Annotated in this window: 23 protein-coding genes, 1 tRNA gene and 1 pseudogene; 13 read left to right on the top strand and 12 right to left on the bottom strand. The window is 58.2% G+C overall.

The window, feature by feature from the left end; all coding sequences use genetic code 11:
• Position 1: 1 nt before the first annotated feature.
• Together phnL and phnN are read left to right on the top strand one after the other, a co-directional pair.
• Positions 2-685: a phosphonate C-P lyase system protein PhnL gene (gene phnL, locus BM320_RS01910; protein ID WP_090195757.1), complete on the top strand. Its 684-nt coding sequence runs from the start codon at positions 2-4 to the stop codon at positions 683-685.
• Positions 682-1242: a phosphonate metabolism protein/1,5-bisphosphokinase (PRPP-forming) PhnN gene (gene phnN, locus BM320_RS01905; RefSeq protein WP_090195755.1), complete on the top strand. Its 561-nt coding sequence runs from the start codon at positions 682-684 to the stop codon at positions 1240-1242. The genes phnL and phnN overlap by 4 nt, the downstream gene beginning before the upstream one ends.
• On the opposite strand, the gene BM320_RS01900 is transcribed toward phnN, so the two are convergent.
• Positions 1224-1895, bottom strand: a complete 672-nt coding sequence (locus tag BM320_RS01900) for a DUF1045 domain-containing protein (RefSeq protein ID WP_090195751.1) — start codon at positions 1893-1895, stop codon at positions 1224-1226. The two genes, phnN and BM320_RS01900, sit on opposite strands and share 19 nt — an antisense overlap.
• Between BM320_RS01900 and BM320_RS01895 the strand changes: the two genes are divergently transcribed.
• Positions 1894-3087: an alpha-D-ribose 1-methylphosphonate 5-triphosphate diphosphatase gene (locus BM320_RS01895; RefSeq protein ID WP_207496837.1), complete on the top strand. Its 1194-nt coding sequence runs from the start codon at positions 1894-1896 to the stop codon at positions 3085-3087. The two genes, BM320_RS01900 and BM320_RS01895, sit on opposite strands and share 2 nt — an antisense overlap.
• A 37-nt stretch (positions 3088-3124) precedes the next feature.
• Here BM320_RS01895 and BM320_RS01890 read toward each other — a convergent pair.
• Positions 3125-3495 (bottom strand): annotated as a pseudogene (locus tag BM320_RS01890) (DDE-type integrase/transposase/recombinase); the annotation flags it as partial.
• Between the two features lie 185 nt (positions 3496-3680).
• Between BM320_RS01890 and BM320_RS01885 the strand changes: the two are divergent.
• The gene (locus BM320_RS01885) at positions 3681-4472 is read left to right on the top strand and encodes a methyltransferase domain-containing protein (protein ID WP_090195748.1); all 792 of its coding nucleotides are present in this window, start codon (positions 3681-3683) and stop codon (positions 4470-4472) included.
• Between the two features lie 261 nt (positions 4473-4733).
• Here the strand turns inward: BM320_RS01885 and BM320_RS01880 are convergent.
• Positions 4734-4807 (bottom strand) — tRNA-Cys (locus tag BM320_RS01880).
• 168 nt (positions 4808-4975) lie between these two features.
• Here BM320_RS01880 and neuC point away from each other — a divergent pair.
• From neuC to BM320_RS01865, 3 genes are read left to right on the top strand one after another with little or no spacing between them, the layout of a single operon-like run.
• On the top strand, positions 4976-6091 hold the full coding sequence (neuC, locus tag BM320_RS01875) for a UDP-N-acetylglucosamine 2-epimerase (RefSeq protein WP_090195745.1): 1116 nt from the start codon (positions 4976-4978) through the stop codon (positions 6089-6091).
• The gene (locus BM320_RS01870) at positions 6084-7334 is read left to right on the top strand and encodes a 3-deoxy-D-manno-octulosonic acid transferase (protein ID WP_090195744.1); all 1251 of its coding nucleotides are present in this window, start codon (positions 6084-6086) and stop codon (positions 7332-7334) included. The genes neuC and BM320_RS01870 overlap by 8 nt, the downstream gene beginning before the upstream one ends.
• A complete protein-coding gene (locus BM320_RS01865; protein WP_090195743.1) occupies positions 7331-8614 on the top strand; it encodes a 3-deoxy-D-manno-octulosonic acid transferase in 1284 nt (427 codons plus the stop codon). The genes BM320_RS01870 and BM320_RS01865 overlap by 4 nt, the downstream gene beginning before the upstream one ends.
• Here the strand turns inward: BM320_RS01865 and modC are convergent.
• The 4 genes from modC to BM320_RS01845 are packed head-to-tail and all read right to left on the bottom strand — an operon-like array spanning position 8611 to position 12289.
• Positions 8611-9672 carry a molybdenum ABC transporter ATP-binding protein gene (gene modC / locus BM320_RS01860; RefSeq protein ID WP_090195740.1) on the bottom strand — a complete coding sequence of 354 codons (1062 nt, stop codon included), beginning with the start codon at positions 9670-9672 and terminating at the stop codon, positions 8611-8613. The two genes, BM320_RS01865 and modC, sit on opposite strands and share 4 nt — an antisense overlap.
• Positions 9672-10364: a molybdate ABC transporter permease subunit gene (gene modB / locus BM320_RS01855; RefSeq protein WP_090195737.1), complete on the bottom strand. Its 693-nt coding sequence runs from the start codon at positions 10362-10364 to the stop codon at positions 9672-9674. Before modB ends, modC begins: the two co-directional genes overlap by 1 nt.
• A complete protein-coding gene (gene modA, locus BM320_RS01850; protein WP_090195734.1) occupies positions 10364-11092 on the bottom strand; it encodes a molybdate ABC transporter substrate-binding protein in 729 nt (242 codons plus the stop codon). The genes modB and modA overlap by 1 nt, the downstream gene beginning before the upstream one ends.
• Positions 11093-11131: 39 nt before the next feature.
• Positions 11132-12289, bottom strand: a complete 1158-nt coding sequence (locus BM320_RS01845) for an acetoin utilization protein AcuC (RefSeq protein WP_090200243.1) — start codon at positions 12287-12289, stop codon at positions 11132-11134.
• Between the two features lie 34 nt (positions 12290-12323).
• On the opposite strand from BM320_RS01845, the gene BM320_RS01840 reads away from it, so the two are divergent.
• The 4 genes from BM320_RS01840 to ptsP all read left to right on the top strand — a co-directional run bounded on the left by BM320_RS01840 (position 12324) and on the right by ptsP (position 16861).
• On the top strand, positions 12324-12797 hold the full coding sequence (locus BM320_RS01840) for an NUDIX hydrolase (protein ID WP_090195731.1): 474 nt from the start codon (positions 12324-12326) through the stop codon (positions 12795-12797).
• Positions 12798-12838: 41 nt separating this feature from the next.
• Positions 12839-13243: a DUF1178 family protein gene (locus BM320_RS01835; RefSeq protein WP_090195727.1), complete on the top strand. Its 405-nt coding sequence runs from the start codon at positions 12839-12841 to the stop codon at positions 13241-13243.
• A 101-nt stretch (positions 13244-13344) separates the two neighbouring features.
• On the top strand, positions 13345-14583 hold the full coding sequence (locus BM320_RS01830) for an aspartate kinase (RefSeq protein WP_090195725.1): 1239 nt from the start codon (positions 13345-13347) through the stop codon (positions 14581-14583).
• Between the two features lie 34 nt (positions 14584-14617).
• Positions 14618-16861, top strand: coding sequence for a phosphoenolpyruvate--protein phosphotransferase (ptsP, locus tag BM320_RS01825; protein WP_090195710.1), 2244 nt, complete (start codon positions 14618-14620; stop codon positions 16859-16861).
• Here ptsP and BM320_RS01820 read toward each other — a convergent pair.
• The gene (locus BM320_RS01820; RefSeq protein WP_090195707.1) at positions 16852-17634 is read right to left on the bottom strand and encodes an EcsC family protein; all 783 of its coding nucleotides are present in this window, start codon (positions 17632-17634) and stop codon (positions 16852-16854) included. The genes ptsP and BM320_RS01820 overlap by 10 nt on opposite strands.
• A gap of 25 nt (positions 17635-17659) precedes the next feature.
• Positions 17660-18154 (bottom strand): GNAT family N-acetyltransferase, encoded by a 495-nt coding sequence (locus BM320_RS01815; RefSeq protein WP_090195696.1) that lies wholly within the window; start codon positions 18152-18154, stop codon positions 17660-17662.
• Between the two features lie 69 nt (positions 18155-18223).
• Between BM320_RS01815 and BM320_RS01810 the strand changes: the two genes are divergently transcribed.
• Entirely contained in the window at positions 18224-18826 is a 603-nt protein-coding gene (locus BM320_RS01810) for a flavin reductase family protein (RefSeq protein ID WP_090195686.1), read from the top strand.
• Here BM320_RS01810 and BM320_RS01805 read toward each other — a convergent pair.
• The 3 genes from BM320_RS01805 to BM320_RS01795 form a co-directional block, all read right to left on the bottom strand.
• The gene (locus BM320_RS01805) at positions 18823-19071 is read right to left on the bottom strand and encodes a peptidase (protein WP_207496836.1); all 249 of its coding nucleotides are present in this window, start codon (positions 19069-19071) and stop codon (positions 18823-18825) included. The genes BM320_RS01810 and BM320_RS01805 overlap by 4 nt on opposite strands.
• A gap of 72 nt (positions 19072-19143) precedes the next feature.
• Positions 19144-20064, bottom strand: coding sequence for a calcium/sodium antiporter (locus BM320_RS01800; RefSeq protein ID WP_090200239.1), 921 nt, complete (start codon positions 20062-20064; stop codon positions 19144-19146).
• A 96-nt stretch (positions 20065-20160) separates the two neighbouring features.
• A complete protein-coding gene (locus BM320_RS01795) occupies positions 20161-21777 on the bottom strand; it encodes a SulP family inorganic anion transporter (RefSeq protein WP_090195683.1) in 1617 nt (538 codons plus the stop codon).
• Between the two features lie 175 nt (positions 21778-21952).
• On the opposite strand from BM320_RS01795, the gene BM320_RS01790 reads away from it, so the two are divergent.
• Positions 21953-22819, top strand: a complete 867-nt coding sequence (locus tag BM320_RS01790) for an S-methyl-5'-thioadenosine phosphorylase (RefSeq protein ID WP_090195681.1) — start codon at positions 21953-21955, stop codon at positions 22817-22819.
• The last annotated feature ends 9 nt before the right edge of the window (positions 22820-22828 follow it).

The following is a 22828-nucleotide window of genomic DNA, read 5'->3' as shown; positions in this document are numbered from 1 at the left end:
CATGATTGAACTCAAAGACGTCTCCAAGACTTTTACCCTGCACAATCAGGGAAGTGCCGTAATCGAAGTGATCAGCAATGTGTCCTTCGCAGTTGCCCCCGGTGAATGCGTGGCGCTCACTGGGGCCTCTGGTGCTGGTAAATCCACGCTGATGCGGATGATCTACGGCAATTACCTGACGCAGGCAGGTGAAATTCGCATTGGCGGTTTGGACGTCGTGCGGTCCGAGCCGCGCGACATCATCAAGTTGCGCCGTGATGTGCTGGGCTATGTTAGCCAGTTCCTGCGTGTGGTGCCGCGCGTGCCAACCCTCGATGTGGTTGCAGAGCCTCTGCGCGCTTTGGGAGTACCGACAGACGAAGCGCGGGACCGCGCATCGGCGCTTCTGACCCAATTAAACATCCCCGAAAGGCTGTGGTCCTTGTCCCCCACAACCTTCTCGGGCGGCGAGCAACAGCGGGTCAATATTGCACGTGGTTTTGCCCACAGCTACCCTGCGATGCTACTTGATGAACCGACCGCGAGCCTCGACGCTGCGAACCGCGAGGTGGTGCTCTCCTTGATCGAGGACGCCAAAGCGCGCGGCGCGGCCATTATCGGTATTTTCCATGACGAGGCAGCCCGTACCCGTGTATGCGACCGCGAAATTGATGTCGGCCGCTTTACCCCCGGGATGGCGGCATGACGCTTGCCTCAAAGTCTGGGGGACGCCTCATCGCGGTTGTCGGCCCATCGGGTGTTGGCAAGGACAGCGTAATGGCAGGTCTACACGAAGCAATACCGGATTTGCATCTGGTGCGCCGCGTGATCACCCGTGCGCCCGAATTGGGTGGCGAGGATTACGATGCGGTGTCCGTTTCACAATTTGAAACCATGGTCGAAGATGGGGCTTTTGCCGTGCATTGGCGCGCGCACGGGCTGCATTACGGCATTCCGATCACCGTCAAATACCAACTTGGCAAGGGCACCGATTGCCTTGTCAATTTCTCCCGCAAGGCCCTGACCCAAGCGGCCGAGATTTTCCCGCGCTTCGTCGTTCTCAATATCACAGCGAAACCGGAAACGCTTGCACACCGTCTGGCCGCGCGAGCCCGCGAGACGGACGAAGAGATCAGCAAACGCCTTGCCGTGGCTGACAAGCCCTTACCGGCTGGGCTCGAGGTGATCAGCCTCGCCAACGATGGTCCGCTGTTCCAGACAATCGCCCTGGGCGCGGCACTGCTTCAGCCGGTGAGTTTGTAGCGATGGATCACCTCGAACCGGCCATCTTCCCGCTCACCGCACAATGCGATCTGATCCAACACAAAAAGGCTGGGCAGATCCGGCAAATGACGCCGCACAGCAGCCGACCATACGGCGATATCATCCCGCGGCAACCGCGCCGTCAGGGTCATGTGGAACCGAAATTCCTCCATCACGTAAGGATAGCCCCATTGCGCCAAAAGCGCTTCTTGCGGCAAGCTCAGACCGGCTTTGCGACGGCGCGCGAGTTCTGCCTCGGAAGCCGGTGCGCGAAACAGATCAAGCTCTCGCACACAGGCCCCGGCAACCCGGCGCACAGCATGCATATCGCCTTGCGGAGTCAGCGCCAGAAAACCGCCCAAAGTCGTCAATTCCAAGCCATCACATATGGCCGGCGCAAGGTTGACAGCAAGGTCAGATGCGGCAGCTTCCAACGCCGGCACATTTTGCCCTACGGCCAGACGAAATGGCGGTTTCAAAGTCGCATGAAACCCGTATTTGCGCGGTGTCATCGTGATGTCATCCAAACCCGACATATCTGGCTGGGGTGTTTCACGGCCACGCAACACATCCCAACCAAGCCAAGAAGCACCGAAATCGGCCAAGGGCCCTACCGGCGGCACATAGTAAATTGCAAATCGAGAGTATGACATGAATTCCCCTTTTCCCGCGGCCTCTTTGTCAAAGACTTGTGACAACGATGTGTCAAACGACCTATGTCTCGCCAATGCGCAGCTTGTGTTGGAAGATCAGGTCCTCACTGGTGCGGTGACAATAGAACAAGGCGTCATTTGTGACATTACTGAAGGGGATCATGTCCCAACCGGTGCCCTGGATTGTGCCGGTGATCTCGTTATACCCGGTCTTGTCGAACTGCATACAGACAATGTCGAACGCCATATCGAACCGCGCCCAGAAGTGGACTGGCCACTTTTGCCCGCCCTGATCGCGCACGATGCAGAACTGGCGTCCACTGGCATCACAACGGTGTTTGACGCCATGCGGGTCGGGTCCATCCACAGCGGCAAGGGGCGCTACATCGACTACGCCCGAAAGCTGGCGGATGAACTCTTGGCAGCGCGCGCTCAAGGGTATTTCAAGATCAGTCATTTCCTCCATCTACGGGCCGAAATCTGTTCAGAGACGCTGCTTGAGGAACTGGCGGCGTTCGGATCGTCAGACAGGGTCGGCATCGTCAGCCTGATGGATCACACCCCGGGCCAACGCCAGTTCCGTGACCTAACCGCGCTGAAAACCTATGTCGCCAAGAAACGCGGGATGAACGACGCAGAATTTGCCGAACATGTTGAGACCCTGTTGGGTCTGCAAAAACGCCTCGGGGCAAAGCACGAGGTGGGCGCAGTGAAAGAAGCCCGCCGTCTGGGTGCAGTTCTGGCCAGCCATGATGATACCACGGCCGATCATGTCGTAACCTCTGCAGTGAACGGTGTGGGGTTTGCCGAGTTTCCCACAACAGTTGAGGCCGCAGCCGCCTGTCGCGTGCACGGAATTGCTGTGATGATGGGCGCACCCAACCTGATCCGCGGCGGATCCCACTCCGGCAATGTTGCAGCAGAGACCCTCGCAAAAGCCGATCTTCTCGACATTGTCTCGTCGGACTATGTACCCTCGGCGCTGCTTTTGTCGGCCTTCCGCCTTGCTGACATCTGGAATGATTTGCCCCGCGCAATTGCTACCGTGACCAGCAACCCCGCGAGCGCCGTGCAGTTGCATGACCGTGGTGCTTTGAAGACAGGATTGCGCGGTGATGTTCTGCGAGTGTGCCAAATCGGTAAAACACCTCTTCTCCGCGGTGTCTGGAGCCAAGGCTATAAAGTTAGCTGAGGCTTTTGACGTCTCAGCCGCATAGGACCCAAAGATTTCATGAATGGACCTGTCGCGCTTTTGTGCTGCTCCAAGCGCTCGTATAAGCCAGCTTGCGTTTGAAAGCGACGGGGCTTTCCAGCCCGGTGCTGAGTGTCGGCGGCGGGGATTGTACGAGCCGTTGATGTATTCGAAGATTGCCATCTCAGCCTTGCGTCGTGTCTCCCAAGGATGCTGCCAAGTCAGCTCTGCCTTGATCGTCTTGAAGAACGTCTCAACAGCCGCATTATCGTAGCAATTACCTTTGCCAGACATTGACACCTTGAACCCGTGCTGGTGCAGGATTTTCTGATAGTCATGAGAACAGTATTGAGACCCGCGATCCGTGTGGTGGATGCAGCCTCTGGGCGGTGTTCTGAACGCAATGGCCTCTTGCGAAGGTGACTTGTGGGCTCCGTGGCGGCCATGGTCGTCCCTGAGCAGGCAACCACTAAAAGATCAGAAGGTCGGCCAAGCGGACAAAGTTGACGTAGGGTGATCCGACTGCGTAACCTTGCAAGTGTACCTTCTTACTGCACCATGGGGTCAGAGAAGATGGGCAAGGGGAAGGTCTTATGTCATTTCAACTCTCCGGTAGCGCTCCAGAAATATATGAGAATACTATGGTGCCGTTGTGGTTTGGGCGTTGGGCCGAAACCCTTCTGAATTCCGTGTCCTTAGAAACCGGCGAAACAGTTCTAGACGTTGCTTGCGGCACTGGCGTCACCACTCGGATAGCCAAACGGGATGTCGGCAGCGACGGACGCGTAACTGGCTTGGATATCAATGCCGGCATGCTTGCGAAGGCACGTGAACTGGCCGCCGACATGGATATCATTTGGATAGAAAGTGATGTCATCGAGACAGGATTGCCAGAGGACAGTTTTAACGCCGTAATATCCCAGCATGGCTACCACTATTTTCCTGATCAACCTGCTGCTTTAAGAGAGTTCCACCGCGTGCTTGCTCCGTCGGGGCGCATCGCGATGTCGATTTGGGATGGCCACAGTGCCTATACCAAAGCCCTCTGCTCAGCGGTCGAAAAGTTTATCTCGCCTGAGATAGCAAAGAAACAACGCGGCCAAAGAGAAACACCGTCAGCAGATAGGTTGATCGAGAGTGTCTCCGAAGCCGGATTTCGCAATGTTACTGTAGCTCGCCAAGAATTGGCGATCCAAGTTCCTTTGGCCACAGAGTTCGTTCCATTGCACCTCGGATCGATGCCAATAGCCAACGCTTTTCAAAGCCTTCCTAATGAAGAAAAAGAAGCACTCATTGCTGACGTTTCCGATACATTGAGAGGCTCTGTCGTCGGAGATCAGATTGTTTACCCGGATGCCGTTAATGTTGTGATTGGTTGGAAATAGACCGAACTCCTACAATCAAAGGAAGTTTGTGTCTGGTCAAAATGGGCTCAAAGTTGACCTTAGCCGCGCATGGAATATTTGTGGAAGTATGCTGGCAACCACCAAGATGGTTTCGAAACAAGCGCACTGATGTTACTCGAGAAGGGATTTTTGCGGGCTTTTCTATGGACCACTTCTTCTGTTTGAAACGCAAAAACAGCCGCATCCTGTAAACGACACCTGAAGTTCGGTGTAGATATCGCCTAAGTCATTGAAATTATTTGGAGGCGAGTACCGGAATCGAACCGGTGTACACGGATTTGCAATCCGCTGCATAACCACTCTACCAACTCGCCTACCTGAGGCGGTTCACTAAGGATTGCGGCTGGTGTCGTCAAGCGGATATAGGGGCGCGCGTGGAAATCACCGCAATTCTATTGAAAAACCTGTTGCGCTTGCCCGTTTCCTTTCGCCCTTTGCGGCGGTAGTCTGCGGATCAGACCCTGATTGATTTGGACCTATGCATGTCGCGTTCGCTATTGTTTGTAACCGGAACCCGCGCTGATTTCGGCAAGCTTGAACCGCTTGCGATTGCGGCGCGTGATGCGGGGTTTGCGGTGTCGTTTTTTGTGACCGGCATGCATATGCTTGAACGCTACGGGCTGACCAAGGTCGAGGTTCACCGCACCTCCGGCGTGCAAGTGCATGAATTCTTGAACCAACGTGCGGGCGATCCGCAGGATATGATTTTGGCCAAAACCGTCATCGGGTTTTCGGATTTCATCAAGGAACATGCGCCCGATCTGGTGGTGATCCATGGTGACCGTGTAGAGGCGCTTGCCTGTGCGCTGGTTTGTGCCACAAATTACGTGCGCTGCGCCCATATCGAGGGTGGCGAAGTGTCTGGCACCATTGATGAAATCTACCGCCATTGTAACAGCAAGCTGGCGAGCAGCCATTTTGTTTCCTCGGACGATGCCGCGCGGCGCGTGAAGTCATTGGGCGAGGCCGCAGCGGATATTCACGCGATCGGGTCGCCCGAGCTGGATTTTCACGCAGGCCCTTCAGGCGTCAGCATTGCCGATGTCAAAGCGCGTTACGGTCTGCCGTTTGATGATTTTGGCATCTGTGTTTTCCACCCTGTAACATCCGAGGCTGCGACGATGGGCGCGCAGGCGGATGCGCTTTTTGGTGCGCTGGAGGCGTCGGGCAAGAATTTTGTTGTGATCGCGCCCAATAACGACCCCGGTTCAGCAGATATTTTTGCGGCGATTGACCGTCTGCCAGCGGATCGTTTTCGGGTGCTGCCGTCGATGCGGTTCGCACATTTTTCGGAACTGATGAAGAACGCCAGCGCAATGGTCGGCAATTCATCGGCTGGCGTGCGCGAGGCCCCGTTTATCGGCATCCCCTCGCTTGATATCGGCACCCGCCAGACCAACCGCGCCAAATCGCCATCGGTGTTTTTTGCGGATGCCTTTGAAACGGCCAAGATCGCCGCGTTCTTGACCGATGCTTGGGGCAAATCCTATCCGCGCGATGATGGATTTGGCGGCGGCAGTGCGGCGGACCGTTTTGCCGCTGTCATTCAGTCCGAAGCCTTCTGGGCCAGCGATTTGCAAAAGACGTTCCATGAATAAGATGCGGCGCGGCGGGTTGCTGCGGGCCTATCTTGCGGCCAGCTATCTGATTGCGCCAGTGGCGGGTCGCATTTTGCGCAAACGGCTGGCGCGCGGCAAGGAACACCCCAGCCGCTGGATTGAAAAGCAGGCGCGCGGGCTTGCGCCGCGCCCCGATGGCCCGCTGATCTGGCTGCATGCCGTTGGCTTGGGCGAGGTGTTATCGCTGCGCGGGCTGATCTTGCGCTTGGCAGACCAGGCACCGGACGCCAGTTTCTTGGTGACCTCGACCACACGCGCATCGGCCGATGTTTTTGCCCGCAACCTGCCGCCGCGCACGATCCACCAGTTTTTGCCACTTGATGCGCCGCCCTTTCGCCGCAGGTTTCTGGATCACTTCCAACCTGATCTGTGCATTTGGGCCGAACAGGATATCTGGCCCGGATTTGTGAGCGATCTTGACAGGCGCGGTATCCCGCAGGCCGTGGTCGCGGCGCGCATGGGTGATAAGTCCTATCAATCGCACGCAAAGGCCAAGGGGCTTTACCGCGACCTTTATGGCGCAATGGCATTGCACACGGCCCAAGATGAGACCACCGCCGGCCACCTGCACAAGCTGGGGGCAAACGCGCGCGTATCAGGATCGCTCAAGCCAAGCGCCCCTGCCCTGATCTGCGACGCGGATACGTTTGAAACATTACAAACGCAGCTGAAGGATCGGTTCACTTGGGCGGTTGCGCCATCGCATCCAGCCGACAAAGATATCGCGATTGCCGCCCATGACATTGTGCGCAAGTTGCACGCCGATGCGCTCTTGATCATCGCACCGCGCTTTCCGGACCGGCGCGACGCGTTCGCGGCGCATATCCCGCGCAAATCATTGGGGCAGTTCCCTGATACGGATGATCCGATCTGGCTTTGTGACACTTTTGGCGATCTGGGGCTGATCTACAGGGTCGCGGCGGCAGTATTGATTGGCGGCACAAATGACGTCACCGAAGGCCATAATCCGTGGGAGGCCGCAGCCCTGCAATCAGCGATTTGCCACGGTCCACAAGTCGCCAATTTTGCGCACGATTATGCGCAGCTTCACGTCGCAAATGCGGCCACACAGGTTGCAGATGCCGCGCAACTGGCCGCCTTTATTTGCAGCGATAGTTTGCGGGCGCAAGCACAGCGCGCGGATAAGTGCCGGCAAGCCGCAAACACGCAAATCGCGCAACTGGCCACCGATCTGCTTAACATCGCAAAGGCCGCGCCATGACCCGTTTTCCGCCGCTTAAACTGCGCATTGCGATGGTGGTTTATGGGCTGCTTTGGTGGCTGATCCTGCCCTTTGCACTGCTGTATCTGCGCAAGCGCGGGGCAAAAGACCCTGAATACGCGCAGCATATTGCGGAACGTTTCGGGGCCTATCAAAGCTGCATCAAGAACCCCGTTTGGGTGCATGCTGTGTCGCTTGGTGAAATGCGCTCTGCGACCCCGCTGATCCGTGCGCTTCTGGCCCGTGGAGAGGTGGTTTTAACCACGCATTTCACCCCCGCCGGACGGCGCGAGGCCCAGCGCGAATTCGCAGCTGAGATTGCGACAGGACAGCTGCAAACCATCTGGGTGCCGTTCGAGCTCGGCTTTGCTTACCGCCGCTTTTTGCGCCGGTTTACCCCAAAATACGGGCTGGTCATGGAGATCGAGATTTGGCCGCGCATGATCATGGCCTGCCGTAAACATGGCGTGCCTTTGTTCATGTGCAACGCGCAATATCCGCAAAAAAGCTATGACAAGGATATCAAAGGGCTGGGGTTGCGCGCTTCCCTTCTGGCGGGGTTTGCGGGCGGGTTCGTGAAATCCCAAGACCAGCGCGCCCGCTTTGCCGCGGCGGGCATGACCAATATTCATATCACGGGCGAGTTGCGGTTTGATCAACCGATCCCGCAGGCGCATCTGGATGCGGGCAAAACCGCGCGCGCAGCGCTCACCAATGGGCGCCCGAGCTTTACCCTGACATCGGTCGTCGAAGGCGAAGACCCGATCTATATCGACATGATCAAGCAATCGCCGGGGGTGTTTTTCACCTATGTACCCCGCGCGCCTGAACGGTTTGACGAAGTTGCGCAGATGCTGGTTGACGCCGGTATCCGATTTGCGCGGCGTTCGGACATTTTTGATGCCGCGTTAGGGTTGAACGGCGCTGCCCCTGATATCGACGTGCTTTTGGGCGACAGCATGGGCGAGATGTATTTCTACCTGAGCCTTGCCGACCGCGCCATTGTAGGCGGCGGCTTTGTGCCCAAGGGCGCGCATAATATCATTGAACCGCTGGCGCTAAAAAAACCTGTCATCGTCGGCCCGCATATCTGGACAATTGCCTATCCCGCGCAAGAAGCCATCGCCGCAGGTGTCTGTCACAACGTGCAAACGCCCACAGAGCTATGCGCGGCCGTAATCCACCCTGCCCCTGTCACCGACGCGCAGATTACGCAGTTTTATGATGATCATGCGGGCGGGGTTGCACGGACGCTGGCAGCGATTGATCGCGCGCTTTAGCTGCCGATATCTTCGGGGCCGACGGCGGTGGCTTTGATGATTGCAAAAACCTGCATGCCCACGGCCAGTTCCATGCGCCCAAGACTGCGCCGTGTGATCCGCGCAAGCAGTTGATCATCGCCCGCGCGCAGCCCGACCGCGACCCCCGGCCCGCGCCCGGGCACAATATCGGTGATCGTGACCGGCAGCACGTTCAGCGCGCTGATCCCAGTTGGTGCGGTGCGCGCCAAGATCACATCTTGGGCCGGAATGCGCAGGCGCAGCTTTTGCCCGATTTCACCCAGATATCCGGGCATCAACAGCCGCCCGCCGGAAAATTGCAACTCGGTCAGATCATCATCGAGCAGCCGCCCCGCGACCCTTGTTTCAATCACGGCACCGGCCGCGCGGGTGCCCAAAAACGGCACGACTTCGGGCCGTGACAAAACATGCCCCACAGGCCCCGCAACCGCCACGCGCCCCGCGTCAAGCACCACAAGCGTTGTTGCAAGGCGCGCGACCTCTGACACGTCATGGCTGACGTAGATAATCGGCACGCGGGTCCGGTCGCGCAACCGTTCCACATAGGGCAGGATTTCAGCCTTGCGCGGCGCGTCCAGTGCGGCAAGCGGTTCATCCATCAGCAATATCTGCGGATCACACATCAATGCCCGCCCCAGCGCCACGCGTTGGCGTTCACCACCCGACAGACCCGCGGGCCGACGGCCAAGCAATGACCCCAGACCCAACATATCAATCACCTGCGCGGCGTTATGATTGCCGCCATAAGTCAGATTGCGCTGCACATCCAGATGCGGGAACAGCCGCGCATCTTGGAAAACATAGCCCACACGCCGCCCTGCAACCGGCACATTGACCCGCGCGGATTGATCAAAAAGCACCCTGTCATCAACCGCAATGCGGCCCGCATCCGGCTGCACCAGCCCCGCAATCGCGTTTATCAGCGTGGTTTTACCGGACCCAGATTTGCCAAAAATCGCCGTCACGCCAGCGGGGGCATCAAACTGCGCATCAAGGCTGAATTCACCCATCTGCTTTTGCACGCAAATCTGCAACATCAGCGGCCCACCTTGCGCGCCATGCGCTGTGCCAGAACTTCGGACAGCAGCAGCGCCCCCATCGCCAGAATGATCGACACCACGACCAAGCTGACCACCGCAGCCCCGCTATTTGGCACCTGCAAAAGCCCGTAAATCGCTGACGGGATTGTTTGGGTTTGACCGGGGATCGCGGCGACAAATGTGATCGTTGCGCCAAATTCGCCCAGCGCTTTGGCAAACCCCAACACCACGCCTGCAAAAATGCCGGGCAACGCCAAAGGCAAGGTCACCGTGGCGTAGATACGCCAGCGGGTCGCGCCCAAGGTTGCGGCGGCGTCCTCTAATCCCGGATCAATGGCTTCGAACCCCAGCCGGATTGCGCGCACCATCAGCGGAAACGCCATCACGGCCGCAGCCAAGGCGGCACCGGTCCAGCGAAACCCCAACGTGATCCCGAACCATTGGTCAAGAATGCGCCCTGCAGGGCCTTGGGCACCAAATATCACCAGCAACAAATAGCCTGTCACCACGGGGGGCATCACCAGCGGCAAATGTACCACGACATTCAGCAATTGCCGCCCGACAAATTGCTTGCGCGCCAAGACATAGGCGATAGCAATCGCAAAGGGCAGTGCGCAAATCACAGCGACAAGCGAGACCCGCAGCGACAGCGTAATCGCCGCCCATTCATTTGGCCCCAGCGCACCCATTACCGCGTCACCGGAGGCAGGAAACCCGCCTCTTGCAAAATGCGCCGCCCTTGCGGCCCGTTCAGATAGGTCAGGAAATCCGCCGCACCCGCATCAGCATGCGCGGTCAGTGCGCCGGTATAGCGGATCGGCGCGTGGCTATCTGCAGGAAAGACCGCAACAACCTGCACCGCATCCGTGGCCTGCGCATCGGTGGCATAAACAATCCCCAGTGGCGCCTGCCCGCGCGCAACCAGCACCAAGGCGGCACGGACATTGTCGACCTCTGCCAGATCAGCGACAAAGTGGTCCCATAGCCCTAGATGGATCAGCGCCTCTTTGGCATAGATGCCTGCGGGGACAGCCGCGGTGATCCCCGTCGCAATGCGCCCCTGCCCCAAGGCCGCAGTAATAGCGGGCTGTGTCAGCGCGATTTCATCGCTGCCAGCCCCGCCGATCATCACCAGTTGGTTGCTTGCGAAATCCGCAATTGTCTGCGGCTGCACAAACCCGCCACTGCGCAGGTAATCCATCCAATCCACATGCGCGAGCAGCACAATATCCGCCGGAGCGCCTTGGCTGATTTGCCGCGCAAGCGTGCTGCTCGCGCCGTAGGATACGACAACATCGGGAAATTGCGCCGCGATCCGGTCCACTGGTTCCTTGAGACTGGCCGAGGCAAAGACCACAACCTGCGCAGACGCAGCCGTAGCAAAGAAGACCCATGTCAGAAGAACCCGAAATATCATGCGCCCAAGTATCGGGCTCTTCGCAAAGCGGCGCAAGGGTCAGACCCAGCGACGCGCGCGGCGCATCAGGTATTGCACGCCGCTGCGCGTTTCTTCGCTGATTGGCCCACCGCGCGGGGCATCGCGCAGGGTTGTGATCCAATGCGGCGCGGGCGTGCGGCGCTTTTGCGGGGTTTCCCATGTCAGCGCCCGCAAGACATCTTGCGCTTCTTGCGGGATGCGATCGGGAATCTCGGCCCCTTGCAATGTCGCCCAAACCCCTGTCCACAAACGCCCGACCGACCAAGGATTATACCCGCCCCCGCCCAAAACCAGATAGCGCGGGGACAGATCGCGCAGCGCGGCCACAATCGCCCAATGCGCATTGTTTGACAGGGTCAGGCGCGATTGCGGATCCTCAAGCACGGCATCCGCCCCGCATTGCAGCACGATTGCGTCAGGGCGAAACCCCGCGACCAAAGGCAGGATCAGCGCATCCGCGATCAGCGCCATTTCATCATCATGCAGCCCCGCAGGCACCGGCAGGTTATAGACCTGCCCCGCGCCGCTATCCGTCAGCGCGCCCGTGCGCGGCCAGCGGTTGGCCTCGTGCACCGAAATCAGCAGCGTGTCAGGGTCATGCACAAAGGCGTGTTCAACCCCGTCCGCATGATGCGCATCAATATCGACATAGGCGATCCGGCGCGCGCCGTTGCGCCGCAAAGACTGGATCGCCAGCACCGGATCATTGAGATAGCAAAACCCGTTGGCGCGGTCGGGCATACCGTGGTGGGTGCCGCCTGCGGGCGAATAGATCACCCCGCCTTTGGCCAGCAGTTCGCCCGCAAGCAAAGACGCGCCAGCGCTGGTTGCGGGGCGGCGGTACATTTCTTTGAAAACCGGATTCGACGGTGTGCCCAGCGCATGCCGCGCGCGGGTTTCAGCGGAAACACCCTGCGCTGCTTCGGCGGCTTGCAGGGCGGCAATATAGCGGGGCGTATGAAATCCGGTCAGCGCGGCAGGTTTGGCGCGCGGGCTGGTGACGAATTGCGCGGCAGGCAACCAACCCATCGCGCGCGACAGATCCATCACCGTCGACACACGCGGCACGCGCAGCGGATGCCATGCACCATAGCTTGAACTGCGATAAATCTCGGACCCGATAAAGCGCGGGAAAGGGGTTGCTTGTGCAACGGGGGCATGCGTATCGTCGGCCATAATCGGGGGTTTACCCCAATTTTCGACAGGCACCATGGCAAAAGACCCGATGCAACAGCTTCCGATCAAACTGCGCGCCGGACGCAAAACCGATGTGCGCGCGCAATTTGCGGCCCTGTGCTGGCGCCTGCGCGATGGCAATGTCGAAATCTGCCTTGTAACTACACGCAATTCGGGGCGCTGGATTTTGCCCAAAGGCTGGCCGATCCACAAACAAACCCCCGCGGATTCGGCGGCCATCGAAGCATATGAAGAAGCCGGAATCAGGGGCGATGCGATCGACCGCTGCCTGGGGGCCTATAGCTATGTCAAACCACTGAAATCAGGTGAAGCACCTATTATTGTGATGGTCTATCCGGTGCGGGTGCGCAAAGAGCTGCGCAAATGGCCCGAACGCGGGCAACGTAAACGCAAATGGTTCAGCCCCAAGAAAGCCGCGAAGAAATTGCAAGAACCCGCGCTTCAACAGATTGTCGCCAGCTTCAAGCCACAGACGATTCTGCATTAACGGATGCTTGCAAGCGCGCGCAATTTGCCTATTTACAACGCATGATCCGCTTTCATCTCAAATGTGACCAGAACCATGCTTTTGAAAGCTGGTTTCAATCCGGCGAAGCCTTTGACAAGCTTTGCCGCGCGGGCATGATTATCTGTGATACATGTGGATCAGCTGCGGTAACAAAATCCGTGATGGCACCGGCTGTCAGCACGTCATCGGCAATTGCTTCGCCAAAAGCCGTTGAAAACCCTATCGAAAAATTGCGCGATACGGTCGAAAAGAACTCGGATTATGTCGGTGACAGTTTCGTAAAACAGGCGCGCGATATGCATGACGGCATCATCCCCGAGCGGCCGATTTACGGCGAGGCCAAGATCGCCGATGCAAAGAAACTGGTTGATGATGGTATTCCCGTTGTCCCTTTGCCGTTTATTCCGCGCAAAAAGACCAATTGACGCGAGAGATCCATGTCGGTTGCGCATTGCTCTTGGGCGCGCAGCACATTAAGAGACCTGCGGAATTGCTATAGGGGTGCGACACCCCCGGGGATACGATCATGCCAACGCTTGTTATGAAATTTGGCGGCACGTCAGTTGCCAATCTGGACCGGATCGCACGCGCCGCCAAACGCGTCGCTGTCGAAGTTGCCAACGGCTATGACGTGATCGTCATCGTTTCGGCGATGTCGGGGAAAACCAACGAACTGGTCGGCTGGGTCAATGATACTGCACCGCTGTATGACGCGCGCGAATATGATTCAATCGTTTCGTCAGGTGAAAACGTAACCGCCGGTCTGATGGCCCTGCGCCTGCAAGAAATGGAAATCCCCGCGCGCAGCTGGCAGGGCTGGCAAGTGCCGGTCAAAACCACCTCTGCGCATTCAAACGCGCGCATCGAAGAAATCCCCACCGACAACATCAACGCCAAATTCGGCGAAGGTATGAAAGTTGCCGTGGTCGCGGGCTTCCAAGGGGTCAGCCCTGATGGCCGCATCACCACATTGGGGCGCGGTGGGTCAGATACAACGGCTGTGGCCTTTGCTGCTGCATTTGGTGCGGAACGCTGCGACATTTATACCGATGTAGACGGTGTCTATACCACAGATCCGCGCATCACGAGCAAAGCGCGCAAACTTGACAAGATCGCATTCGAAGAAATGCTGGAACTTGCGTCACTCGGCGCAAAGGTATTGCAAACCCGGTCTGTCGAACTGGCAATGCGTTATAAAGTACGCCTGCGCGTGCTATCATCTTTTGAAGAACCATCGGACGCGGCTGGAACGCTTGTCTGCGATGAGGAGGAAATCATGGAATCCAACGTTGTGGCCGGTGTGGCCTATTCCCGCGACGAAGCAAAAATGACCCTGATTTCGGTCGCCGACCGTCCAGGCATCGCTGCTGCGATCTTTGGCCCGCTTTCCGACGCTGGCGTAAACGTCGATATGATCGTGCAAAACATCTCTGAAGAAGGGCGCACCGACATGACGTTCTCTTGCCCTGTGGATCAGGTCAAGCGCGCAGAAGTTGCGATGCAGGATGCCAAAGAAAAAGGCGCGATCAACTATCATGATCTGGTTGCCGATGAAGGCGTCGCAAAGGTGTCGGTTGTGGGCATCGGCATGCGCAGCCACACAGGTGTTGCGGCCAAAATGTTCAAGGTTTTGTCCTCTGAAGGTGTAAACATCAAAGTCATTACAACCTCAGAGATCAAAATTTCCGTACTGATTGATCGAAAATACATGGAACTTGCCGTACAAGCCCTGCATGATGCATTCGAATTGGAAAAGGCTGGCTGATCAAATGTGATCGGTTCGTCATTTTGGGGGACCAATGCCAGAACGGATTGAAACCGAAAGCCGCAAGTTACTTGGCCGCCTCCGAGAGGCGCTTGCCTCGAACAACGAAGGCCAGACACGCCTAGACGAGGTCGTGGACCTAATTGCGACGTCGATGATGACCGAAGTGTGTTCGATCTATCTGTTCCGTGACGCGGAAACGCTCGAGCTGTGCGCGACCAAAGGCTTGCAAGCCGAAGCCGTCCATCAAACGCGGATGCGCCTTGGCGAAGGTCTTGTCGGGCGTACTGCCAAAAGCCGCAGCGTGATCAACACCGCCGACGCGCCCTCCGAAAAGGGTTTTCGGTATATGCCCGAAACGGGCGAAGAACGGTATTCGTCGTTCTGCGGTGTCCCGATTCAACGGCTGGGCGAAGCGCTGGGCGTTCTTGTTGTGCAATCCAAAGCCGCCCGCGAATTCACCGCGGATGAAATCTATGCGCTCGAAATCGTGGCGATGGTGCTGGCCGAAATGACAGAGCTTGGCGCGTTTCTGGGCGAAGGTGCCGCACTTTCCGCGCGCCATCAGCAACACGTGCTGCTGCGCGGGTCTGTCGGCCAGGAAGGCGCAAGCGAAGGGCTGGTATTCCTGCACGAGCCGCGCGTTGTGGTGACCAATCCGATATCCGACGACCCCGACGTGGAACTTTCGCGCCTGCGTGACGGCGTCGAAAAGCTGCGTATTTCCGTCGACACAATGCTCTCTGGGGCGCGCGCCAACGATGCCGATCAGGCCCAAGTCTTTGAGGCCTACCGCATGTTCGCCAATTCCACCAGCTGGATGCGCCGGATGGAGGCAGACGTGTCAAACGGGCTGTCCGCCGAGGCCGCTGTCGAAAAAGAACAGTCACATGCGCGCACCCGCATGAACATGGCCGCTGATCCATATTTGCGTGACCGGCTGCATGATCTGGATGATCTGTCGAACCGTCTTTTGCGGATCCTGACCGGACAAGGGGCGGCTGCCCGCGCCGATATGCCTGAAAATCCGATTCTTGTGGCGCGCAACATCGGACCCGGCGAATTGCTCGAATACGGCAAGGCTCTCAAGGGGATTGTTCTCGAGGAGGGCTCTGTCGGTAGCCATGCCGCCATTGTCGCGCGCGCATGGGCCATTCCGCTGGTGATCAACGCCAAAGGCGTCACCACAGAGGCCCTGAACGGCGATCCGATTCTGGTCGATGGTGATCAGGGCATCGCACATTTGCGCCCCGACGAAACAGTGCATAGCGCCTTTCGCGACAAACTGGCGATGCAAACCCGCGCCCAGGAACGCTATGCGTCCATCCGCGACCTGCCGGCAACGACAAAATGCGGCACGACAATATCCTTGCAGATGAATGCGGGGCTTATCGCCGACCTGCCGTCGCTCGAAGGGTCGGGCGCCGAAGGTGTGGGCCTGTTTCGTACTGAATTGCAGTTCCTGATCCGCAATCAAATGCCACGGCGTGCCGAACTTTCCGCGTTATATTCGCGGGTTGTGAAATCGGCCAAGGGCAAGCGGATCGCATTTCGCACGCTTGATATCGGCTCGGACAAGGTGCTGCCCTATATGAAACCCAACGACGAACCCAACCCTGCCATGGGTTGGCGCGCGATCAGGGTGGGTCTGGACAAGCCGGGCGTGCTGCGTATGCAGCTTCAGGCGCTGTTGCGCGCGGCCGATGGCGGGCCTTTGTCGGTGATGTTCCCGTTTATTGCCGAATACGCGGAATTCCGTGCCGCCAAAGCCGAAATGGACAAGGCCATCGCACGCGAAAAAATCCTTGGCCATATTCTGCCCTCGAAACTGGAAGTTGGCGCGATGCTGGAAACACCATCGCTGGCCTATGCCCCCAAAGCATTCTTCGAAGAGGTCGATTTTATCTCGATCGGCGGCAATGATCTTAAGCAGTTCTTTTTCGCCGCTGACCGCGAAAACGAACGTGTTCGCAAACGCTATGATACGCTGAACGCTAGCTTTTTGCAGTTCTTGCAGCATGTGATCGCACGTTGCGCGGAATCGGGCACGCCAGTGTCGTTTTGCGGCGAAGACGCGGGCCGCCCTGTCGAGGCATTGTGCTTTGCGGCTTTGGGATTGCGGTCCTTGTCGATGCGTCCCGCCTCTGTGGGGCCGGTCAAACATTTGCTGCGCCGTGTCGATCTGAACGAGGTGCGCGCGATTATGGACGAATCCGTCGCGCGCGGCGATCATTCCGTGCGGCGCTCTGTCGCCGATTGGCTGGTCTATCAGGTCTGATCTGCAAGTGCGGCGTGAAACGCCTCGGCCACCGCTGTTTCACCGTGCGCGCGGGCCAGTTTGCGCAGGCCAAAATGCACATGCGCAAGCGCGACATAGTAGTCCACAAAGGCGTAATTGGTCCCGGCCCCGGCCGCCGCGCCTAATATTGGTACAGTTTGCGTGGCCAGTTTTTGCGACATCACGGCGGCGAATTTCGGGGCAACCTTGCTGATCAGCCCTTGAACCGCCGCGCCCGACAGGCCAAGTCGCGCCCCGAAAAACGCCGTGTTGATCCCGTCATCTTCGCTACCGGGGCCGCCTGCGCCAAATACGGCAAGGCATTGCATGCGTGTTTCTACGGATTGCGGGTCTTCGCCATAGGTTTCGGCGACATGCAAAACCGCGCGAAAAATCACTGTGGTTGCTACCGGTAATTCCGCCAGCGCCGTCGGCAGGCCGCCAACCCCGCCAAGGGCACCCGTCAAGGTGCCCATCGCCCGATGCACCCTGTCAGAGCCGATCGATTTTCCCATCCCGCCGCGCGATTTTGCTGCCAGATCAAAGCTGCGCAACAGCGCCTTGCGCGTTATTTCGTCAATTTGGCGCGCCACGGGTTTGGGCAGTAGCTTTATGCTGTCTTCGACCTGACCGCCGACATAGCTGATCGCCGTGATCAAAATGCCGCGCGCACGGCGCTGTCGCAACGCCAATGCGCGCAGCTCGGCGCTGGCTACGGCATCAAGCGGCTGGCATGTTTGCGCGACAAGTGCGTGGTCATCAGGTATGGTCATACCCCTAAGATGGGGTGGCAGGATATCAATTGCAATCCGAGGCCTTGGTCACTTCGCCCGTAACACCGGCCCAATCCCCAAGCCCCAGCACGCGGTCGGGGTTTGTTGGCGGTGGCATTTCAACGCCTTCCAGCTTTTCAAAGCCGAAACGCGAATAATAGGGCGCATCCCCGACAAGCATCACGCGCTCCCAGCCATGCTGGGTCGCACGTTCAAGACATGCGCGCATCAAAATGGCTGCAACCCCTTCGCCTTGGCGGGTCGGGTGCACAGCAATCGGACCGAGCAGCACAGCCATATGCCCGCCCACACGGACTGGCCAGTTGCGCACCGCCCCCGCCAGAACCCCGTTTTCATCGCGGGCCGTCAGGCAAAGCGGAGAAATCGGGGGGACCCCATCACGTAATCGGTAAGACGACAGTGCCGACCGTCCGGGCGCAAAGCACAAGTCAAATAGCGCCTCGATCTCCCACCAGTCTTGCGCCGTTTCTTCGGCCATTGTCAGTGCGAATTGCTGCATGGTTCTTTCATCTGGCCAACTGGGTGCGTGCAAGATACCCGTAAGCAAACCCAAGGAAAAGGCAACGCGATGTTTTATCAACCAGAAAATGGGCACGGCCTGCCCCATAACCCGTTTAATGCTGTGGTCTCACCGCGCCCGATTGGTTGGATTTCAACACGCGGCAGCGATGGGCATGATAACCTTGCGCCCTATTCGTTCTTTAACGCTGTCGCCTACGAGCCGCCGCAAGTGATGTTTTCATCAACCAGCGCCAAGGCAGACCGCAATGGCACCAAGGATTCCGTGGCACAAATCCGCGAAACGGGCGTATTTGCGGTCAATATCGTTGAATATGCGGCCCGCGCGGCTATGAATGTCACTTCGGGGGCTTATGACAAGAGCGTCGATGAATTCGCGCAGGCGAATCTGGCCAAGGCGGCCTGCGAAACCATCAACTGCGCCCGCGTTGCGGATGCGCCTGCGACGCTTGAATGCAAAGTCACACAAATTGTGCCGCTTGCAGGCCCGACAGGATTTGCCGTCTTTGGCGAGGTCACAGGCGTACACCTGCGCGACGATTGCATCATCGACGGCAAATTTGATGTAGCCGCTTTTGGGATGCTCGCGCGGATGGGCTATCAGGATTATGCGGTTGTACGCGATGTTTTCACGCTCAAACGCCCTGACTAGCCCGCAATCCAGAAATAACGCCCGATCCCGTAGATATAAAGCGCGGTGAACAGCATGTTGATGTATTTCAACTGCGGTTCGCGCCGCAGCCATGCGCAATACATCCAGATCAGGCAAAACGGCAGGCTGAACAGCATTGCCCCCAGATGATAGCCCTGCACAACGCAAATTGTGCTGGCAACGCCCAGCACAAATGCGACCCATTTCAATTGCTGCTCATAAGCGGCAAATGTCATCAATGTCATTTAGAAAATGTCTCGGTAATGTCCGCCGTGGACCCGGCGTGTGACAGCCGGACCCTAAACCGAATTCACCGTTCAAGCAACAATCGCAACCACATAGGCCGCGTAGCCCGCGACAAAGCCGAACCCCGCCCAGCGCGGGATCAGGCCGCGCACAAGCGCAAAGCCTATTGGCAGCAAGGCGGCAAGGATAAACACCCACAAGGTGATCCCTTGCATATCGGCAGGCACGGCAAGCGGGTAGATCGCGGCGGTTACACCCAAAATGCCCAAGATGTTAAAGATATTCGATCCGATCACGTTGCCGATCGCCAAGGCGCCCTGCCCCTTGCGCGCAGCCATAACGGATGTCACCAGCTCTGGCAGCGATGTGCCAACGGCCACAACTGTCAGCCCGATCACGGCCTCTGATACCGCAAAAGCGCGGGCAATTTCGGACGCGCCCTGTACCAGCAGCTTGGCCCCGATCATCACGCCGACCAAACCCGCCAGAAAGATGCCCAAACCGGCAAGCAGAGACATCGGTTCCGCGGCATTTGTATCATCTTGATCCGGTTTACCACTGCGCAAGGTCACGACCAAATAGGTCACCAGCGCCGCAATACAGGCCAAGCCAGCAATCCGCCCGACATGCCCCGACAGGATCAGAACACTGCAAACCACCGTTGCCCCGATCATCACCATGCCGTCACGTTCCAGCAGGGCACGACCCGGAATAGCCCCCATTGCCGCGGTGATACCAAGGATCAAAAGAATATTTGCGATATTGCTTCCGACGACATTCCCCAAGGCAATGCCGGGCGCGCCTTGATTGGCTGCGATTAGGCTGGTCATTAATTCGGGCATCGACGTACCAAAGCCAACAAGCGTCAGCCCGATCACAAAAGGCGATAGCCCCGCGCGTTGCGCCACGCCGACCGCCCCCCGCACCAGCACGTCACCACAAAAAACCAGGGCCACAAGCCCCAGTGCAACAAGTCCGAAATCAATGATCATAGAAAAATGCCCAAAGCCAAACGCGCAAATTGCGGCGCCGCCGGCCCAAGGGGCGCGCAACAACATCTGTGGTGCTGCGCGCCCGATTTCAAGAGCTTAGTGCCCGCCCAGAATGCCAATCTTGACGCCATAATCAACGGCCAGCGCGTAATCGGGGTCGTCATCGCTGTCGACGATCAAATGCCCCGCCTTTGACAACAGCTTATGGCAATCATGGCTGATGTGACGCAACTGAATCCGCTTGCCCGCCTTTTCATATTTGCCGGCAATGGCTTCGATGGCTTGCAGCGCCGATTGGTCGACCACGCGGCTGTCGGCAAAGTCGATGATCACCAAAGACGGGTCGGCTTCGACGTCAAAAAGTTCGGTAAACCCCTCGGACGATCCAAAGAAAAGCGGGCCTTGGACCTGATAGACCTTGGCGCCTTCGGGGGTTTCATGTGTCTTGGCGTGGATGCGGCTGGCGTTGTTCCACGCATAGGCCAGCGCGGATACGATCACACCAACAACCACGGCGGTCGCAAGGTCTGTCGCCACAGTCACAACCGTCACAAGGATCGTCACAAACGCGTCCATACGCGGCACTTTGCGCAAAATCGTGAGCGAGTTCCAAGCGAAGGTGCCGATCACCACCATGAACATCACGCCCACCAATGCGGCCAACGGGATCTGTTCGATCAGTCCGCTTGCGAACAGGATAAACGCCAGCAAAAACAGTGCCGCCGCAATGCCCGCCACGCGGGTGCGTCCGCCGGATTTCACGTTGATCATGGATTGCCCGATCATCGCACAACCGCCCATACCACCAAAGAAGCCGGTCACAGTATTGGCCGCACCTTGGGCGATGCATTCTTGGCTTGCACCACCACGGTTGCCGGTCATTTCCCCGACAAGGTTCAGCGTCAGCAGGCTTTCGATCAGGCCGATCGCCGCCAGAATCACCGCATATGGCCCGATGATCTCAAGCGTTTCCCATGTCATCGGCACCATCGGGATATGGAACGGCGGCAGCCCGCCCTCAATACTGGCCAGATCGCCAACCAAAGGCACATCAAGCCCGAAACCGATCACAATCGCCGCGACAATCCCGATACCGGCAAGCGGCGCGGGGATCGCATTGGTCAGACGCGGAATGAAATAGATGATCGCCATTGTCAGCACCACCAGCCCCAGCATCAACGCCAATGGCCCGCCAGACAGCCATTCGCCGCCGCCCATCCCGTGGCCGGATGCCTCTGCGGTGCCGGGCACCTTAAATTGACCAAGCTGGGCCAAGAAAATCACAATCGCCAGCCCGTTCACAAAGCCAAGCATCACTGGATGCGGGACCAGCCGGATGAATTTGCCCCAACGCATCACGCCGACAAAAATCTGGATCAGCCCCATCAACACAACAGTCGCAAACAGATATTCAACGCCGTGCTGTGCCACAAGGCTGACCATCACAACGGCCAGCGCGCCTGTGGCACCTGAAATCATGCCTGGACGGCCGCCAAAGATGGCCGTGATCAACCCGACGATAAACGCGGCATAAAGCCCGACCAAAGGCTGTACGCCCGCGACAAAGGCAAATGCCACCGCTTCTGGGACCAATGCCAAGGCAACGGTCAGACCCGACAGCACATCAATGCGCAACTGTTTGGGTGTCAGTGGCGCGTTCGGGTCGCTGATTGATAAACTGTCTGCGAAACTCGCTAAAAGAGCGCGGGGCATGGGAATTCCAGTCATTATAGGGATGTTGAGCCTGCCCTACCGGACCTGCGCGCAATTGTCACCCCTTGGGGCGCGCGCGCCCGCTATTGTTGCGACAAGGGCACTGGCGCGGGGTTCACATTTACCCTGATCCGCGCCAAGGTTACGCAAGCGGATTCGGCGCAGGTGGTTAAGAATGCAAACAAAAATCGGAATTATCGGCGGCTCGGGAATCTATGAAATGGACGGGCTCGAAAACGCCGCTTGGGTCAATGTTGACAGCCCTTGGGGCGCGCCATCAGACGCGATCCTGACAGGCACATTGGGCGGGGTTGATATGGCGTTTCTGCCGCGTCACGGGCGGGGCCATGTGCATTCGCCGACCACCGTACCCTACCGCGCGAATATTGACGCGCTCAAACGGCTGGGCGTGACCGATATCATCAGTATCAGCGCCTGCGGGTCATTCCGCGAAGACCGCGCACCGGGTGATTTTGTGATCGTCGACCAGTTCATCGACCGGACATTCGCGCGCGAAAAATCATTCTTTGGCACCGGCTGTGTGGCCCATGTCAGCGTGGCCCACCCCACCTGCGAACGTCTGTCCGACGCCTGCGAGGCCGCAGGCCGCGACGCCGGCATTACCATCCACCGCGGCGGCACCTATCTGGCGATGGAAGGGCCGCAGTTTTCGTCGATTGCCGAAAGCAAAATGTACCGGTCCTGGGGTTGCGATGTGATCGGGATGACCAATATGCCCGAGGCCAAGCTCGCCCGCGAGGCCGAGATTTGCTATGCCTCTGTCGCGATGATCACCGATTATGACAGCTGGCATCCGGATCATGGTGCGGTGGATATCACCGAAATTATCGCAACATTACAAGGCAATGGCACCAAAGCCCGCGATCTTGTCGCGCGACTGCCCGCTTTGCTCGGGACGATGCGCGCCCCATGTCCGCACGGCTGCGACCGCGCGCTTGAATACGCGGTTATGACCGCCCCAGACAAACGCGACCCTGCGCTGGTTGCCAAACTTGACGCCGTCGCTGGCCGCGTCCTTTAGAAAGCCCCC

It is taken from the genome of Yoonia tamlensis, from assembly GCF_900115105.1.
Classification (GTDB): domain Bacteria; phylum Pseudomonadota; class Alphaproteobacteria; order Rhodobacterales; family Rhodobacteraceae; genus Yoonia; species Yoonia tamlensis.
Note: the sequence above shows the minus strand (reverse complement) of the source record. Positions and strands in the feature narration are given on the sequence as shown.